The following is a 16,570-nucleotide window of genomic DNA, read 5'->3' as shown; positions in this document are numbered from 1 at the left end:
CCATGCTAAATCGTAAGCCACAAAAAGGCTTTGCATTGGTAACCGTATTAATGATCTTAGCTATTATGGTTACCGTTGCTGCGACGATGACAGGGCGTTTAACATTGAGTTTAAAACGGACCGAAGGTATTACTTTCTCGCAGAAGGTATATTGGTACGGACAAGCAGCTGCAGAGTTAGGGCGCATGGTACTTGATGAAGATTTTGCCGATAGTGATGTAGTCAGTTTGGATCAAATTTGGGCCACGCCGGATATGATCTTTCCGCTTGATAATGGACATATTGCGGGTGAAATAAAAGATTTACGAAGCTGTTTTAATGTTAATGCCGTTATCGATGAAACATCGGAAGCACAATTTGAAACGTTATTAAATACACTTGATATTGAAGATTACAGTGCGGAAACTGTTGCACAATCTACGCTGGATTGGGTCGATGATGATGACGAAAGCGATAGTTCTCAGGGAGCAGAGGATAGTTACTATGAGGGCTTGAAAGTGCCTCATTTAACAGCTAATGCGAGTATGACTGATCTCACGGAATTGCGTGCTGTTCAGGGAGTAACGAAAGACGTATATGAACAGATAAAACCTTATTTATGCGCTGTTCCATCAATAGAACAAGCTATTAATGTTAATACCATTAAAGTAGATCAAGCGGAGATCTTGTATGCAATCTTTAATGATGAAGATTTAACCGTGGATGATTTTACTGCATTATTAGAAGAAAGGCCGACTAGTGGCTGGAGTGATGTGGATGAATTTTTAGATAGCAGCTTATTTGATGATATAACGGTTGAAAGTGCTGTTAAAAGTCAACTTGCAGTGACGAGTGAATTTTTTGAATTTGATGGTATTGCAGAATTTGAAGATCGCATTCAAGTATTTAAGTTTTTGTTTTATATAGAATCAGAAAAAGCCAGTGTTATTCGCTACCAGTCTGGTGGAGTGTAGTCGTCTTGTATTTGATATAGCGGCTTAGATATGTTGGTAAAATAAGTGGAAATATTGATGAGTATAATGGGTTTCAGGGAGGTTGTTTGTGAATGAACGATTAATAATCCGCTTAGCAAGCAAAGCTTCGCAAAAAAATCACTGGCTAATTTGGTCCGATAATGAAGATGAAATTATCGCTTCGGGTGAATTGGAAAATGCAGAGCAGTTAAGCCTATTAACTGAAAAAGCACAGAATCGGACCGTTGTTTGTCTTGTGCCTTGTGTCGATGTGCCAATCCGCGAAATACCAATTAAAGGAAGTTTTAATCGACAAATGCAACAAGCATTACCTTATCTCGTGGAAGATGATTTAGCCTCAGATGTCGAGCTCCTACACTTTAATGTTATTGCTAAGCAAACTGATCTTCTGCATGTTGCTATTTGTGAAAAAAAGAAAATAACCATGTGGCTTAGTTGGTTAGAAGACGCAGAGATCACTTGTCGACAGTTTATCCCAGAAGGATTGACATTGCCTGTTGGTGAGGATGGTAAATGGCAAGCAGTGCAATTAGGTAGTCAATGGATTATTAGAGAGAGCCAAGATATTGCTTGGAGTTGTGAACAGGATATGTTGGCGTTAATTCTATCCAGTAAAATAACAGATGAAGAACCTGTTTATATTGAAAGCTTTAGCGCGGCAACAGATTGCCAAGTTGGCCATTGGACTGAATTATCACCATTGCTTCCGATTGAGTTGTTATCCAAGGGAGTTAAGAATAATAAAGTAAATTTATTAACAGGGCCGTTTAAGCCCTATAAAGAGAGAAATAACCTGCTTGAAAAATGGCGACTCCCTGCGATTTTATGTGTTGGATTGTTTGTTTTAGTGTTGGTTAATTTATCGTTGAAGAATGCGCGAATTGAAGCACAAACGGAGCAAGTAAAAGCCCGTGTTGAATCTGTTTATAAGCAGGCATTTCCAGAGCAAAGCAGCTTGCGGTATGTGCGCATTAAGAAAAAGATCCAATCAATGCTTGTTGGTCTGGATGGCAATGCTGATTCCAATTTTTTACGAATGCTTAATGATTTGGTTCCCGCTTTTGCTAATAGCCCTAAATTACAGGTTAGTAATATAAAATTTGATGATAAAAATAGAGAAATGCGAATTTCTGCTAATGCTGATAATTTTCAATCATTTGAGAAGTTTAATGAAGCATTAGCTGCGCAATTTGAAGTTGAACAAGGCGCACTGAGCAATAGCAACGGCCAAGTCAGCGGTTTACTGACTATAAGGATGAAATAATGATTGAGCAATTTAAAAGCTGGTGGGACAGCATTACTGAAAGAGAGCGTCAATTATCCATACTTAGTGCTGCTTTTTTATTTTTAGCCATTATTTATTGGGGAGTATGGAAGCCTCTCTCAACCCAAATTGAAGCCAGTGAAAAACGATTAGCAAGTAGTGAGCAAACCTTAGCTTGGGTAGAAGAAAAGGCGGGGCTATTAGTGCAAGCAGGTGCAGGTAGTAGTCGAGTCGGCTTGCAACCATTAACTTTACAACAAATTATTAGCCGAAGTGCGAAACAATTCGGGATTAATTTTTCCCGTATAGAAAGTAAAACGGATCAAGTCGAGGTTGTTATTACCGATATTGAATTTGATCAATTTATATTGTGGTTAACGAATTTGAGTAATCAAAATTTCATTTCAGTTGTATCGACGGATTTTTCAAAAATAGATCCGCTCGGACATGTAAAAGTTAATCGTTTAGTGTTGGCTAACTAATAAAAAATTAAAGAGATAATATCCGCATGAAGATAAAGATTATTTTACTATTGGTTGTACTGTATCTAGGGTCATTGTTGATTACTTTACCTGTACAACAGGTGGTGCGTTTTATTCCTCAAAACAGTGGTGTCACTATTGGAGCAGTGTCGGGGACTTTATGGGATGGCCAAGCAAACCATATTAATTACAATAACGAATTTCAATTACAAGCAGTAAAATGGGAATTCGATTGGTTGGCATTACTAGGTTTAAAATTAAAATTTGATATCGATTTTCATAATGGTGTTCAGGCCATGTCTGGTAAAGGCGCGGTGCTATACGGTTTTTCGGGGTGGTCCGCAGAAAATGTTGTCGTAGATATGAGTGCAGCAGAGTTGATGTCCTACGCCAATATTACTGTACCTGCTGAGATTACTGGCGATCTCTCCCTTGTTATAAAATACGCATCCCAGGGTGATCCCTATTGTGATGAAGTTGATGGGTTTGCGGTTTGGAATAATGCTAACGTAAATAGCGAACTTGGAGAAGTTGATCTTAAATCGGCGCATATTGATTTAAGTTGTGATGCGGGTCAATTAGTCGGAGATATAGAGCAAAAATCAGAAGAACTAACCACAACGGGTAAATTCCTATTAAAAGAAAATGGTTTATATCAACTTCAAGGGTTATTAAAACCCGGTGAGCAGCTTAATTCAAATATTAAAGAGGTTTTCTCTTGGGTTGGTGCTAAAAATAAAAATGGCGAGACTGTGCTTAATTTTAATGGAAAGTTGTAGTAGAAGCGTAAAATTTTCTTTTATTGTCTCTTTTTTAATAAAAACGCCCATTGTAGCTAGTATAAATTAGTGTGTGGATATACACTGTTTGTAATTACAGCCTATATAGGGGGAGTTATGAAAGAATTAACTAAACGTCAAAGTGAAGTGTTGGATGTTATTCAAGACTGTATTGAAAAAACAGGCCGCCCACCAACACGTGTTGAATTAGCAAAAATTCTTGGTTTTAGAAGTGCGAATGCTGCTGAAGAACACCTTAAAGCATTAGCACGCAAAGGTGCTATTGAGGTTGTATCTGGTACATCTCGTGGTATTCGGGTATTAGATAAATTCAAAAAACCGACTCAAGAAGCTGAAGAAGGCTTGCCGTTGATTGGTAAAGTTGCAGCTGGAGAACCCATCCTCGCTCAGGAACACGTTGAGTCTCATTACAACGTCGATCCTTCTTTATTTCACCCTAATGCCGATTTCTTGTTACGTGTGCAGGGTGAAAGTATGAAAGATATTGGAATTATGGATGGAGATTTACTTGCCGTGCATAAAACGCAAGATATTAATAATGGTCAAGTTGTTGTCGCTCGTGTTGAAGATGATGTTACCGTTAAGCGTTTTTACCGCGAAGGCAGTAACGTCACTCTGAAGGCTGAAAATAGTAAATTTTCGCCTATTAAAGTCGATTTAGAGTACCAGTCATTTGATATTGAAGGCATTGCAGTTGGTGTGATCCGTAATACTGATTGGATGTAATAGTGATCTTTGTTTTTACCTCATCTTAAAATGAATGTTAATGACTCGTTTATTTTGCAATAATAGTGGCTTGTTATTGCAATCAATACGTTGCATTCATTATCCAACAATCTATCAATAGTTAAATATCTCGCTTTGAACGTTAAATAGTTGTTCGATAAACATAATATTGGTATACACTTGATTATAATTATTAAGCAATGGGAGTGCTTTTTTAGATTATCATGGATATGCCTGAAATAAGTATCGATTCTACATACGGCGTTATTATCATACAAGATATGAAAGTCATGTCGGTTGATGATAACTATGCGCGGATTTACGGTTATAGCTCTTCTGAAGAGTTACTTGCTAGTATTGATTCTTTTCTTGATCTGATTAGCCCTAAATTTCATGCTCAAGCTATTCAAAACTGTGATGATTTTATTTCTGGTAAAATGTCTTCGCGTGGACAGACTTTTCAAAATATTGATCGTCATGGACGCGAATTTACTGTTTTTTCTATTGTTCATGTTATCGAATGGGAAAATAGTCCTGCAATACAAACTACCGTTATCGATTTAACGCCGCTAGTTGAGATGAAAAGTCAACTTCAAGAAAATTATCAGAATTACAGAAACTTAATTCTAAATTCTACGCAGGCTATTGTTCTACATAGAAATTTTGTTCCTATTTTAGTTAATCAATCGTGGTCAAATGTCATGAGGGCTACATCGCCTGAATTTGTATTATCTCAGCAAAGTATTTTAGACAGACTGCCTGTTGGATGTAGAGATCATGCAATACAACGTAATGAAGCGCTTATTGCAGGCGTTAAACTTGAAAGTGAAAATATCATTGCAGAGTGTTTGTGTTATGACGGTGAAAAACGATGGTTTAAAATTACTGACAATGTGATTTATTGGGATGGATTACCAGCAGTTCAGGGAATTTTAGAAGATATAACCGAGAAAATGTTGCTAGAGAAAGAGTTGCTGTATAAGGCAACCCACGATCAATTAACGAACCTGTTTAATCGTTCTGCTATTTATGATTGGTTAGAAGTGCAATATAGAGAAACCAAGCCAATTGGCTGTTTATTAATTGATATTGATGATTTTAAACAAGTAAATGATAATTATGGGCATCAACAAGGTGATCATGTTATTGCGTATTTTGCGAGTATCTTATTGGATATCGTTGCTGAAAATGGAGTTGCAGGACGTTGGGGAGGTGAAGAATTTATTGTTTTTCTACCAAACACCTCTTTTGAGGGGGTAACGAGCATTGCCGAAAAAATTAGAATGCGATTGCATAATCATCGCTTTTCTTGGCAGCAAAGTGAGTTTATTGTCACCGTGAGTATTGGCGTTAGCTTCTCGTTAGATAATCAATGTCGAACGGCGAGTGAATTAATAAAAGAAGCCGATACATTACTTTATTTGAGTAAAGGGAGTGGCAAAAATAAAGTAAATAGCCTTTATAACTAGCATGGCTTACCTGCTGACGTGATCAATGCGTTGAGTATATTTCTGCAGCACATTAGATGTTACTATTTGTTTTTCTTTCTCGATAGCCAATAAAGATGTCTACTCTAATGACAAAATCCAACTTTTTTACTCGTTCTATTCATAAAAAAATCTTTGCCATCGCCTTGCCGATGATGCTTTCTAATATCAGCGTTCCACTACTTGGTTTGGTTGATACTGCTGTGATAGGTCATCTCCCTGAATCTTATTATCTAGCTGGTGTCGCCATCGGTTCGATGGTTGTGACTTTACTTTTCTGGATATTAATTTTCTTGCGTATGTCGACAACCGGCTTAGTTGCGCAGGCCTATGGAGCGAATAATCGCCAAAAAAGTCTGCATTTATTAGCTCAATCAATGTTTATTGCTGTTATGTTAGCTTCCGCTATTCTATTGCTGCAAACGCCTATTGCTCGAATTGCCTTTCATTTTGTCGATGGTAGTGAACAGGTGTTGTTTTATGCGCGTGAGTATTTCGTTATTCGCATCTGGAGTGCGCCAGCGGCTTTGATGAATATGGTGTTACTTGGCTGGCTTTTAGGGATGCAAAATGCGAAAGCGCCGATGTTTTTGCTGATTATTACTAATCTCGTTAATATTATTTTAAGTGTTTTATTTGTCGTTGTTTTTCATTGGGGAGTAGCGGGAGTAGCATGGTCTTCATTAATTTCAGATTACGTTGCGCTTGCTGTTGGTATTAGTTTTGTTGTTAAGATGGTTCGTCCTGATTGGCATAAAACGCAGTTACAAGTATTGTTGAAATCAGTATTAAATTGGGTTTCGCTCAAGTATTTTATTGCGTTGAATCGTGATATCTTCCTTCGCACTTTATGCTTGCAAATTGCGTTTACATTTATGACATTACAAGGTGTTAAATTAGGTGATGATGTTGTATCTGCAAATGCGGTATTAATGCAATTTTTATCGCTTATCTCTTTTTCAATGGATGGTCTGGCATATGCAGCTGAGGCTTTGGTCGGGAAAAGTATTGGTAGTCGTCGTTTAGATAAACTAAAAGAGGCAATTAAAGTTATTATCTTTTGGTCATTGTTATTTAGTGTGGTGCAAGTGTTACTGTTTTATTGTTTTGGTGAAAGTATTATCAACCAAATAACCTCGATTGTGAGTGTTCAAGAACAGGCCTATCGTTATTTACCTTGGTTAATATTAATTCCATTAACTTCGATGCTAGGCTATGTGTTTGATGGTGTTTTTATCGGCATGACACGGGCTACAAATATGCGTAATAGCATGATTTTTTCTCTATGTATTGTTTATTTTCCCACCTGGTTTTTGGCGGAAGAGCAAGGCAATCATGGCCTATGGTTGGCAATGAATGCCTTTATGTTGGCACGTGGTATGAGTTTATTTTGGATTTATAGCAGGCTAGATAAAAATAAGCAGTTAATTATGCAATGATTTAGTCCAAAACAATGCATCACCGTATGTAGGGTTAAGTTGATAGCCAGAAAATCCTTGTTTAGTATAGGCTTTTTTGGCGATCTCATTGCCTGCTAATACTTCTAAGGTGATTTTGCAGCAGTTTCGCTGCTTGGCAATCTCTTCAATTTTTGAAAATAGCAAAGTAGTGATCCCTTGACTTCGAAAGTCCTTATAGACAACGACATCGTGTACATTGAGTAATGGCTGACAAGCGAAAGTGGAAAAACCTTCAATAGCCGTTAACAGTCCCGCAGGTTTATTATCTTTAAATGCCAACACAATAAATACATCGGAACGTTGTAAAAGTGCCTCTACAAGATTTTGCTTAGTAAAGTCAGAGAGGTCTTCAGAGCCTCCCATTGGATCCGTTGCATAGTGAGACATCAGAGAAAGGTAAGCCTGTGCATGTTCTGGACGCGTTAAATCCGCTTGAATAATGTCAAACATAGTAAATCCTTTTGTGGCGGTGTTGATTCGTTGGAACATCAGAGCATATCATTTTATAAATGTTTTGTTGTCTTATTAAAATTCAGTTAGACTTCTAGATGTCTAAAACTTTTATGGAGCATTGTAATGCCAATTCGTATCCCTGATGGTCTTCCCGCTGCAAGTATTTTAAAGTCAGAAAACATCTTTACCATGTCTGAATCTCGTGCGAGTCTTCAAGATATTCGTCCGTTAAAAGTACTTATTTTAAATTTAATGCCGAAGAAAATTGAGACCGAAACACAGTTGATGCGATTACTCTCTAATACACCACTTCAGGTTGACGTCGAATTACTACGTGTAGACGCGCGTGCATCAAAAAACACACCAAAGGATCACCTTGATAAGTTTTATGGTGATTTTGAACGTGTAAAAGATAAAAAATGGGATGGCTTTATTATTACAGGTGCGCCCCTAGGCACAATTCCTTTTGAAGAGGTTTATTATTGGGATAAATTTACTGAGATAGTGGAATGGTCTAAACACAATGTCACCTCAACACTCTTTTTATGTTGGGCTGCACAGGCTGCATTTAAATATTTATATGATCTTGAAAAGGAAACCCGTGAGACTAAATTGTCGGGTATTTATAAACATACGACTCATCATCACCATCACCCCTTAGTACGTGGTTTTGATGATCATTTTTGGGCCCCTTTATCACGCTTTGCTGAATTTGATTCTGAAACTATTTTAGAAAATACCGATTTGACTATTTTTGCCGATGCACCCGATGCTGGTTTGTATTTTGCGGCCAGTCCCGATTGTCGCCAAGTGTTTGTAAGTGGTCATCCTGAATACAATGCAGAAACCTTACATAATGAATATTTACGAGATTTAAGCGAAGGTCTTAACCCTGCGCTACCTATCAATTATTATCCCAATGACGATGTGAAACAAGCTCCTCATGCAACGTGGCGAAGCCATGGGAACTTGCTCTACAGTAATTGGTTAAATTACTGTGTTTATCAAGTAACACCTTATGATTTATCGGATTTAAAATAACTAAGTCAAAGTGTGATAAAGGTAGAAAAAAATCCTGTTTTTAGTTGCTATACTGAATTCACTAAAGGGAATTAGTGTAATACAAAGTACTTTAAGTGTTTGTATTTATTAGTGTATTAAAGGCAGTATAAAAAGATGGCGATTATTTCATTGTTATTCTTATTAGGCTATTTCTAATTAATTTATTGTTACTTTAGGTAACAAATCAGCCTAGCGGCAAATAGAATAGAACGGATAAGTTTTGGGACTGAAAGAAAACCAATTATCGTTTTTTATTATATTAGGGAGGGAATAATTATTTATACTTTATCTCAGTTTTGTAAAAGTGGTAATACATTTTAGGAGTTTGTTTTAAAACAACTCAACGCCAAATTGGCACGTTATTCACCACTTTTCTATAGCTAGGGAGTTGATCATAGCGTAAACGCATTTTTGTATACGATGAATTCTTAGTGTTTTATGATTGAAATTAGTCATTAATAAAAAATGTTTGTTTAATATGGTGACATGACAATGTTCTTTTTAATTGAAAACGAGCTATGAACGATGGCTCGTTTTTTTATGTTTCCGTTTTAATCCTCTTTTTTACCGCAACATTTTCCTCTAAAAAACCTATCTTTCAATTTTTTCACTATTGTTAATAGAATATTTCAAGTAACAAATTATATTGGTACGCTAACCCATCGCGCTTTTATGTTAATATCTGCGGTTCGAAATTGTGCATCCGTTGTTTGCATTGTTCATTATTTAGTATCAGGGAAATATATGTCAGGTCGTGATCGTAGTGCGCTTATAAAAGCACAATTAGAAAAGCACATTCTTCTTATCGATGGTGCAATGGGTACCATGATCCAAAGCTATAAATTTGAAGAACAGGACTTCCGAGGGGAACGTTTTACTGATTGGCCCTGTGATGTGAAAGGCAATAATGATTTATTGGTACTAACGCAACCTGACACTATCTTAAGTATTCACAAAGAATATCTAGATGCCGGTGCTGATATTCTCGAAACGAATACCTTTAATGCAACAACTATTGCCATGGCAGATTACGAAATGGAATCGTTATCGGCTGAAATTAATCGAGAGGGCGCACGTTTAGCACGTTTAGCAGCGGATCAGAAAACGGCTGAAACACCAGATAGACCTCGTTTTGTGGCGGGTGTGTTAGGGCCAACTAACCGTACATGTTCTATTTCACCTGATGTGAATGATCCCGCTTTTCGTAACGTTAGCTTTGATGAATTGGTCGTGGCTTATACCGAATCAACCCATGCTTTGATTGAAGGTGGTTGTGATCTTATTTTAATCGAAACCATTTTCGATACCCTAAATGCGAAAGCTGCTGCCTTTGCAGTAAGTGGTGTGTTTGAGGAGCTAGGTTATAAATTACCAGTTATGATTTCTGGTACGATTACCGATGCTTCTGGACGGACGCTTTCTGGACAAACAACGGAAGCTTTTTATAATTCATTACGTCATGTTGAACCCATTTCATTTGGTCTTAACTGTGCACTCGGGCCTGATGAATTGCGCCAGTATGTACAAGAAATGTCCCGTATATCAGAAACCTTTGTGTCTGTTCATCCCAATGCGGGATTGCCTAATGCTTTTGGTGAATACGACCTCGAAGCCGATGAAATGGCGACTCATATTAAAGAGTGGGCGGAAAGTGGCTTCGTTAATATGGTGGGCGGTTGTTGTGGTACAACACCGGAACATATTAAAGCGATGGCCGATGTCGTTGCTAATATAAAGCCACGTGAATTACCAGAGATCGAAATTGCTTGTCGCTTAAGTGGTTTGGAAGCACTTACTATTAAGAAAGAATCTTTATTTCAAAATGTAGGTGAAAGGACGAACGTCACTGGTTCAGCGCGTTTTAAACGTTTAATTAAAGATGAACTTTATGATGAAGCGTTAGAAGTTGCCCTTCATCAAGTTGAAGCGGGTGCTGATATTATCGATATTAATATGGATGAAGCGATGCTTGATTCATTACATGCAATGCAACGTTTCCTTAATTTATGTGCATCTGAACCTGATATTTCAAGAGTGCCGATTATGGTCGACTCTTCGAAATGGGAAATTTTAGAAGCTGGCCTTAAATGTGTGCAAGGTAAGGGGATTGTAAACTCTATCAGCATGAAAGAAGGTGTTGATAAGTTTATTGCTCAAGCTAAATTAATTCGTCGCTATGGTTTTGCTGTGATAGTGATGGCCTTTGATGAAAAAGGGCAGGCAGATACCCGCGAACGTAAATTTGAGATATGTAAACGGTCCTATGAAATTCTAGTAGAACAGGTTGGCTTTCCACCTGAAGATATTATTTTCGATCCTAATATATTTGCCGTTGCAACGGGTATTGAAGAACATAATAATTACGCTGTTGATTTTATCGAAGCCGTTAAAGACATTAAAGAGCACTTACCCCATGCGATGATTTCTGGTGGTGTTTCGAATGTGTCATTTTCTTTTCGTGGTAATAACCCCGTTCGTGAAGCCATTCATGCTGTATTTCTTTATTACTGTTTCAAAAATGGTATGGATATGGGGATTGTAAATGCAGCACAATTAGCGATTTACGATGATATTCCTAAGGAATTAAAGGATGCGGTTGAAGCGGTTGTGTTAAACAAAAGCTTGCATGCAACCGATGATTTGCTCGATATTGCAGAAAAATACCGTGATGCTAGTAATGAAAAAGTGGACGATGGCAAAGCATTAGAGTGGCGTAATGCGCCCGTAGATGAACGTATTGCACATGCGCTCGTTAAAGGAATTACTGAATTTATCGAAGCCGATACCGAAGAGGCGCGTTTAAAGGCTGATACGCCGGTTGAAGTTATCGAAGGACCATTAATGGATGGAATGAACATTGTCGGTGACTTATTTGGTGCCGGTAAAATGTTCTTACCTCAAGTTGTAAAGTCAGCACGTGTTATGAAACAAGCGGTTGCTTATTTAAATCCTTTTATTGAAGCCACTAAAGAAGTGGGGGAAACTAACGGTAAAATTGTACTAGCGACAGTAAAAGGCGATGTTCACGATATCGGCAAAAATATTGTTGGGGTTATTTTGCAGTGTAATAACTATGAAATTGTTGACCTCGGTGTCATGGTTTCATGTGAAACAATTCTGAAAACAGCTATCGCAGAAAAAGCCGATATGATTGGGTTGTCTGGCTTAATAACACCTTCTTTAGATGAAATGGTGTATGTTGCAAAGGAAATGCAACGTCAGGGCTTTAAATTGCCACTCTTAATTGGTGGTGCGACGACATCTAAGGCACACACGGCTGTTAAAATAGAACAAAATTATGATGAGCCGGTTGTTTATGTTTCAAATGCATCGCGTGCTGTTGGGGTTTGTCAGCAGTTATTAAGTAATAAGAGTAAATCGGCTTTCGTTGAAAAATTAAATATTGATTATGATCGTGTTCGTGAGCAACATGCGAATAAAAAACCACGTAGTAAACCTATTTCTTTGCAACGTGCGCGTGAAAATGCAGCAAAAATTGATTGGAAAACATATCAACCACCAGTACCTAATAAGCTAGGTATACAGGTGTTTAATAAAATGTCGGTTGATGTATTACGCGAATATATTGACTGGACGCCATACTTTTTAACCTGGGGCTTAGCAGGAAAATACCCTCGTATTCTGTCCGATAAAGTGGTTGGTGAAGAAGCGCAGCGCGTGTTTGATGATGCACAAGCCATGTTAGATAAAATTGCTTTAGACGGTGAAATTACTGCCAATGGGATCGTGGGTATTTTCCCGGCGAATAGTGTTGGTGATGATATCGAGATTTATAGTGATGAATCGCGTACTGAAGTTCTTCAGGTCAGTAATCAACTTCGTCAGCAAAGTGAGAAAAAAGCCCCGTTTGTTAATCATTGTTTAGCCGATTATATTGCACCTAAAAAATCAGGTGTGGCTGATTATATTGCGGCCTTTGCTGTTACCGGTGGAATTGGTGAGCGTGAAGTGGCACAACGCTATAAAGATAATCACGATGATTATAATGCGATTTTAGTACAAGCGGTGTGTGACCGTCTTGCTGAAGCTTTTGCTGAATATTTACATCAACAAACACGTAAAGATTATTGGGGGTTTGCTGCCGATGAGACACTTTTAAATGATGATCTCATTCGTGAAAAATACCAAGGTATTCGTCCGGCACCTGGTTATCCTGCTTGTCCAGAACATACAGAAAAACAAATTATTTGGGACTTAATGGATGTTGAGCAGAAAATTGGGATGCAGTTAACCTCAAGTTATGCAATGTATCCTGGCTCCGCAGTATCGGGTTGGATTTTTTCTCATCCCGATAGTCGTTATTTTGCGATTGCTCAAATTCAACGTGATCAATTGGAAGATTATGCCCAACGTAAGGGCTGGGATTTATTAACAGCAGAAAAGTGGTTAGGGCCAAATCTTAATTTATAGATTGAACTAGTTATCTTAACCTATTGTTTTTAAATTTTTTAATGGTTGATTTATCTTTATTAAAGGAGCGTATGCTCCTTTTTTTATAATCATCGTTTCGCTTAAAATCCTGAATAGCCCTTTATTTATTGCCTCACTATCTCTATCATAAGCGATCCGTTTTTAAGTTGGTTTGCACAGATGCCTAAAATTACTCAGAAAGATATTTTCACTAGTTTCGGTCGTAATATTATTGATCGAGGTACCCGTTACTTTAAAGAAAGCCGCGTATTATCTTGTGAGTTTGATGAAGAAGGACAAAAGCTCATCGGGAGTGTTAAAGGGCGCTCTGAAAAAATATATCAAACTAGTGCTGTAATCAAAAAATCTAACAAAGGTGGCTTTATTATCCATAGCACCTGTAGTTGTCCGGTCGGTTGGAACTGTAAGCATGCGGTTGCATTATTATTAGCTTACCAAGCCGATACCCCGAATTATAATATCGAGAACAGTTATCAAACTTGGTTTGAGTTATTACAAGGTCAGTTAGATAAAAAACACCATAGTGTTAATAGCAGCGTCTACCAAGGTTACTTCCGTCTGTCCTATAATAAGGGGGCTTATAACCATGCCCTACAATATTTACAGGTTGAATATGGTTCGGTTCGTTTTCTCAAGGGTGAAAATATCAGTGTCTTTGCTGAAAAAGATTTAGTATCTGTTGCTGAAAATGAAACGTGGATGGAAAGTTATAAGTGGGTTAAACCTGAAGATGTTTCTATCTTGCAATTACTTATTGCGAAAGAAGGTCGAGTTCCTAAGTTAGCTAAAACCTGTATTCATAATGAAAATGATTTACTCGCATTACAAAAAATTATTGCAACAGGACGTTGTTTTTGGGAGAAGTTATCTCTGCCTCTGCAGGCTGCAGAAAAGAAAAAGTTATCATTGAGTTGGCTTGAGCAAGAAGAAAACCTGAAGAAATTAGAGGTGACACTTGAGGGAAGTGAGCAATGGCTACTGATCCCGACACCGACTCCTTATTATATTGATACTGAACTCGGCTTGATTGGTGAAATCGACAGCGAATTCGACCGCGAATGGATCCTTTCTTTATTACAAACTCCTGCGCTTGCGGAAAAACAATGTCAGCACTTTACCCAAGAAGTTTCACTACGCTTTGATGATGTTGTATTACCAAACCCGGTTACTTATCCACAACGTCAGCTTGAAAATAAATTACAAGTCGTGTTTTCTTTGAACGAAAAGCAAATTAAAGATCACCCATTAATTGTGGCGCGTTTAGCTTTTCATTACGGAGATCTGATATTGAATCCTTCCGTTTTGGAGGAGCCTGGTCGTACTCAGTTTATGTGGGAAAATGAAATTGTTACCGTTGATCGTGATATTGAACTTGAATCATTGGCGTTAAAGCAGTTTGAGCAGTTATGTTTGCTAGACTTAAATATGTATGATCCTAAACAACCTAAAACCAGTCATTTATTAGGTATTCTACCGCCGGAATTAGGAGGTACTCAGCAATTCCAGTGGTTATCGTTATTAACAGCCCATAAGGCGCGTTTAGAAGTGCTTGGTTGGCATTTTAATATTGCGCCTGAGCTTGCCCTAGATAGCGAACAAGTTAATAGCATTGATTTAGAAATAGAAGAGCAGGGAAGTTGGTTTGATTTAGGTGTTTCAATTGACGTTGAAGGGCAGCGTGTTGAATTATTACCGCTTTTATTAGAATGGTTACGTAGCAATGATGACTGGCAACAGCATCAATTTGATATTCTACTTGCACAGCCGAATAGCCGTCCTTTACGCATTAAACGTGAATCTATTCAACCTATTTTATCTATTTTACAAGAGCTTGGAGAGGTTAATAACGATAATCTTCGTTTACCACAAAGCCAGGCTGCTTTGCTCGCTCAATTACCTGAAATAAATCGTTGGGTCGGTGGTGGACATGTTAAAGCTTTGGCTGAAAAACTAACTAACTTCCAAGGTATTCAAGATGTTGAGTTGCCGACTGAATTAAATGCAACCTTGCGAGATTATCAATTAAGTGGCTTGAACTGGCTCGCTTTTTTAAATGAATATGGTTTTTCTGGTGTTTTGGCCGATGATATGGGCTTGGGGAAAACGATTCAAACATTGGCCTATCTGTTGTATAAAAAACAGTTAGGGCAGATTAATGAGCCTGCATTGGTGATTTGTCCAACATCATTAGTTGGTAACTGGTTACAGGAAGCGCAAAAATTTACACCAACTTTAAATGTATTGGTATTGCACGGTACTGAGCGTCATCAATATTTTTCATCATTAAACGACTATGATTTATTGATTACAACTTATCCATTAGTTAGTCGTGATTTTGAACATCTTAATGAATTTAAATTCTCAGATTTGATCTTAGATGAAGCACAAACCATTAAAAACCCATTGGCCAAGATGACCAAAAGCATCAAACAGTTGAATGCGGGGCAGCGTCTTTGTTTAACGGGGACGCCAATGGAAAATCACTTAGGTGAACTTTGGTCATTATTTGATTTTCTTATGCCTGGTTTCCTCGGTACTTATACGAGTTTTAATCGATTCTATCGTAAAGGGATCGAAGGTGAAGGTAACGAACAGGTTCAAGATTGGTTAATTCAAAAAACTCGGCCATTTTTACTTCGTCGTACAAAAGATGAAGTGGCTAAAGAGTTACCCGCTAAGACTGAAATTGTTCATAAAATTATGCTACCTAACGATCAGCGTACTTTATACGAAAGTATTCGCATTACGATGGAAGCCAAGGTGCGTGATCTCCTTAAGGAAAAAGGAATGGCAAGGAGTCGCATTGAATTTTTAGATGCTCTTCTCAAATTACGCCAAGTCTGTTGTGACCCGCGTTTAGTTAAATTGGACCATGCTAAAGATATAAAAGGCTCTGCAAAATTAGAGTTTTTGATGCAAATTCTGCCAGAAATGATTGAAGAGGGACGACGCGTGCTGATCTTCTCTCAATTTGCACAAATGCTTGGCTTAATTGAAGAATCACTACAAAATGAAGGCATTGATTTTGTGAAATTAACCGGACAAACGCGTAACCGTACGGATATTATCAATAAGTTTCAGTCTGGCGATGTGCCCGTTTTCCTCATCTCTTTAAAAGCGGGTGGTGTCGGGCTCAATTTAACCGCTGCAGATACGGTGATTCACTTTGATCCATGGTGGAATCCTGCTGTAGAGAACCAAGCAACTGACCGAGCTTATCGTATTGGCCAAGACAAGCCGGTATTTGTTTATAAACTTATCTGTGAGCAAACCGTTGAAGAGCGTGTATTGGCATTACAGGCACGTAAACAAAAATTAGCCGATAGCGTGTACGGCAATGAGCAGGAAGAAAAATTTGCCCCCGATACGAGTGATGCTTTATTAAAACTGTTTGAACGTTATTAATAAAC

General features: G+C 37.9%; 11 protein-coding genes. 10 read left to right on the top strand and 1 reads right to left on the bottom strand.

Annotated features, from left to right (window positions below; translation table 11 throughout):
• Positions 1-2: 2 nt before the first annotated feature.
• The 7 genes from gspK (at position 3) to dinF (ending at position 7,172) form a co-directional block, all read left to right on the top strand.
• Positions 3-953, top strand: coding sequence for a type II secretion system minor pseudopilin GspK (gspK, locus tag ACR30L_RS19895; protein WP_435235970.1), 951 nt, complete (start codon positions 3-5; stop codon positions 951-953).
• Positions 954-1,041: 88 nt separating this feature from the next.
• Complete coding sequence (gene gspL / locus ACR30L_RS19890; protein WP_435235969.1) at positions 1,042-2,238, top strand: type II secretion system protein GspL; 1,197 nt, start codon at positions 1,042-1,044, stop codon at positions 2,236-2,238.
• A complete protein-coding gene (gspM, locus tag ACR30L_RS19885) occupies positions 2,238-2,720 on the top strand; it encodes a type II secretion system protein GspM (protein ID WP_435235968.1) in 483 nt (160 codons plus the stop codon). Before gspL ends, gspM begins: the two co-directional genes overlap by 1 nt.
• 26 nt (positions 2,721-2,746) lie before the next feature.
• A complete protein-coding gene (locus ACR30L_RS19880) occupies positions 2,747-3,499 on the top strand; it encodes a type II secretion system protein N (protein WP_435235967.1) in 753 nt (250 codons plus the stop codon).
• 117 nt (positions 3,500-3,616) lie between these two features.
• Positions 3,617-4,246 carry a transcriptional repressor LexA gene (gene lexA / locus ACR30L_RS19875; RefSeq protein ID WP_435235966.1) on the top strand — a complete coding sequence of 210 codons (630 nt, stop codon included), beginning with the start codon at positions 3,617-3,619 and terminating at the stop codon, positions 4,244-4,246.
• Positions 4,247-4,476: 230 nt separating this feature from the next.
• The gene (locus tag ACR30L_RS19870) at positions 4,477-5,715 is read left to right on the top strand and encodes a sensor domain-containing diguanylate cyclase (protein ID WP_435235965.1); all 1,239 of its coding nucleotides are present in this window, start codon (positions 4,477-4,479) and stop codon (positions 5,713-5,715) included.
• 107 nt (positions 5,716-5,822) lie between these two features.
• Positions 5,823-7,172, top strand: a complete 1,350-nt coding sequence (dinF, locus tag ACR30L_RS19865; RefSeq protein ID WP_435235964.1) for an MATE family efflux transporter DinF — start codon at positions 5,823-5,825, stop codon at positions 7,170-7,172.
• Here the strand turns inward: dinF and ACR30L_RS19860 are convergent.
• Positions 7,158-7,643 (bottom strand): GNAT family N-acetyltransferase, encoded by a 486-nt coding sequence (locus ACR30L_RS19860; RefSeq protein ID WP_435235963.1) that lies wholly within the window; start codon positions 7,641-7,643, stop codon positions 7,158-7,160. The genes dinF and ACR30L_RS19860 overlap by 15 nt on opposite strands.
• A gap of 126 nt (positions 7,644-7,769) precedes the next feature.
• On the opposite strand from ACR30L_RS19860, the gene metA reads away from it, so the two are divergent.
• From metA to ACR30L_RS19845, 3 genes are all read left to right on the top strand, one after another.
• A complete protein-coding gene (metA, locus tag ACR30L_RS19855; RefSeq protein WP_435235962.1) occupies positions 7,770-8,687 on the top strand; it encodes a homoserine O-succinyltransferase MetA in 918 nt (305 codons plus the stop codon).
• A 765-nt stretch (positions 8,688-9,452) separates the two neighbouring features.
• Positions 9,453-13,139, top strand: coding sequence for a methionine synthase (metH, locus tag ACR30L_RS19850; protein ID WP_435235961.1), 3,687 nt, complete (start codon positions 9,453-9,455; stop codon positions 13,137-13,139).
• Between the two features lie 180 nt (positions 13,140-13,319).
• Positions 13,320-16,565, top strand: a complete 3,246-nt coding sequence (locus tag ACR30L_RS19845; protein ID WP_435235960.1) for an SNF2-related protein — start codon at positions 13,320-13,322, stop codon at positions 16,563-16,565.
• Positions 16,566-16,570: the final 5 nt, after the last annotated feature.

Origin of the sequence: Psychromonas saccharinae (genome assembly GCF_051201515.1) — a bacterium.
In the GTDB taxonomy this organism is placed as follows: Bacteria; Pseudomonadota; Gammaproteobacteria; order Enterobacterales; family Psychromonadaceae; genus Psychromonas.
Note: the sequence above shows the minus strand (reverse complement) of the source record. Positions and strands in the feature narration are given on the sequence as shown.

Excerpts from the sequence above, each read along its gene's own strand:
- gspK (WP_435235970.1), top strand. The coding sequence starts at position 3 with ATGCTAAATCGTAAGCCACAAAAAGGCTTTGCATTGGTAACCGTATTA.
- gspM (WP_435235968.1), top strand. The coding sequence starts at position 2,238 with ATGATTGAGCAATTTAAAAGCTGGTGGGACAGCATTACTGAAAGAGAG.
- ACR30L_RS19880 (WP_435235967.1), top strand. The coding sequence starts at position 2,747 with ATGAAGATAAAGATTATTTTACTATTGGTTGTACTGTATCTAGGGTCA.
- lexA (WP_435235966.1), top strand. The coding sequence starts at position 3,617 with ATGAAAGAATTAACTAAACGTCAAAGTGAAGTGTTGGATGTTATTCAA.
- ACR30L_RS19870 (WP_435235965.1), top strand. The coding sequence starts at position 4,477 with ATGCCTGAAATAAGTATCGATTCTACATACGGCGTTATTATCATACAA.
- dinF (WP_435235964.1), top strand. The coding sequence starts at position 5,823 with ATGACAAAATCCAACTTTTTTACTCGTTCTATTCATAAAAAAATCTTT.
- ACR30L_RS19860 (WP_435235963.1), bottom strand. The coding sequence starts at position 7,643 with ATGTTTGACATTATTCAAGCGGATTTAACGCGTCCAGAACATGCACAG.
- metA (WP_435235962.1), top strand. The coding sequence starts at position 7,770 with ATGCCAATTCGTATCCCTGATGGTCTTCCCGCTGCAAGTATTTTAAAG.
- metH (WP_435235961.1), top strand. The coding sequence starts at position 9,453 with ATGTCAGGTCGTGATCGTAGTGCGCTTATAAAAGCACAATTAGAAAAG.
- ACR30L_RS19845 (WP_435235960.1), top strand. The coding sequence starts at position 13,320 with ATGCCTAAAATTACTCAGAAAGATATTTTCACTAGTTTCGGTCGTAAT.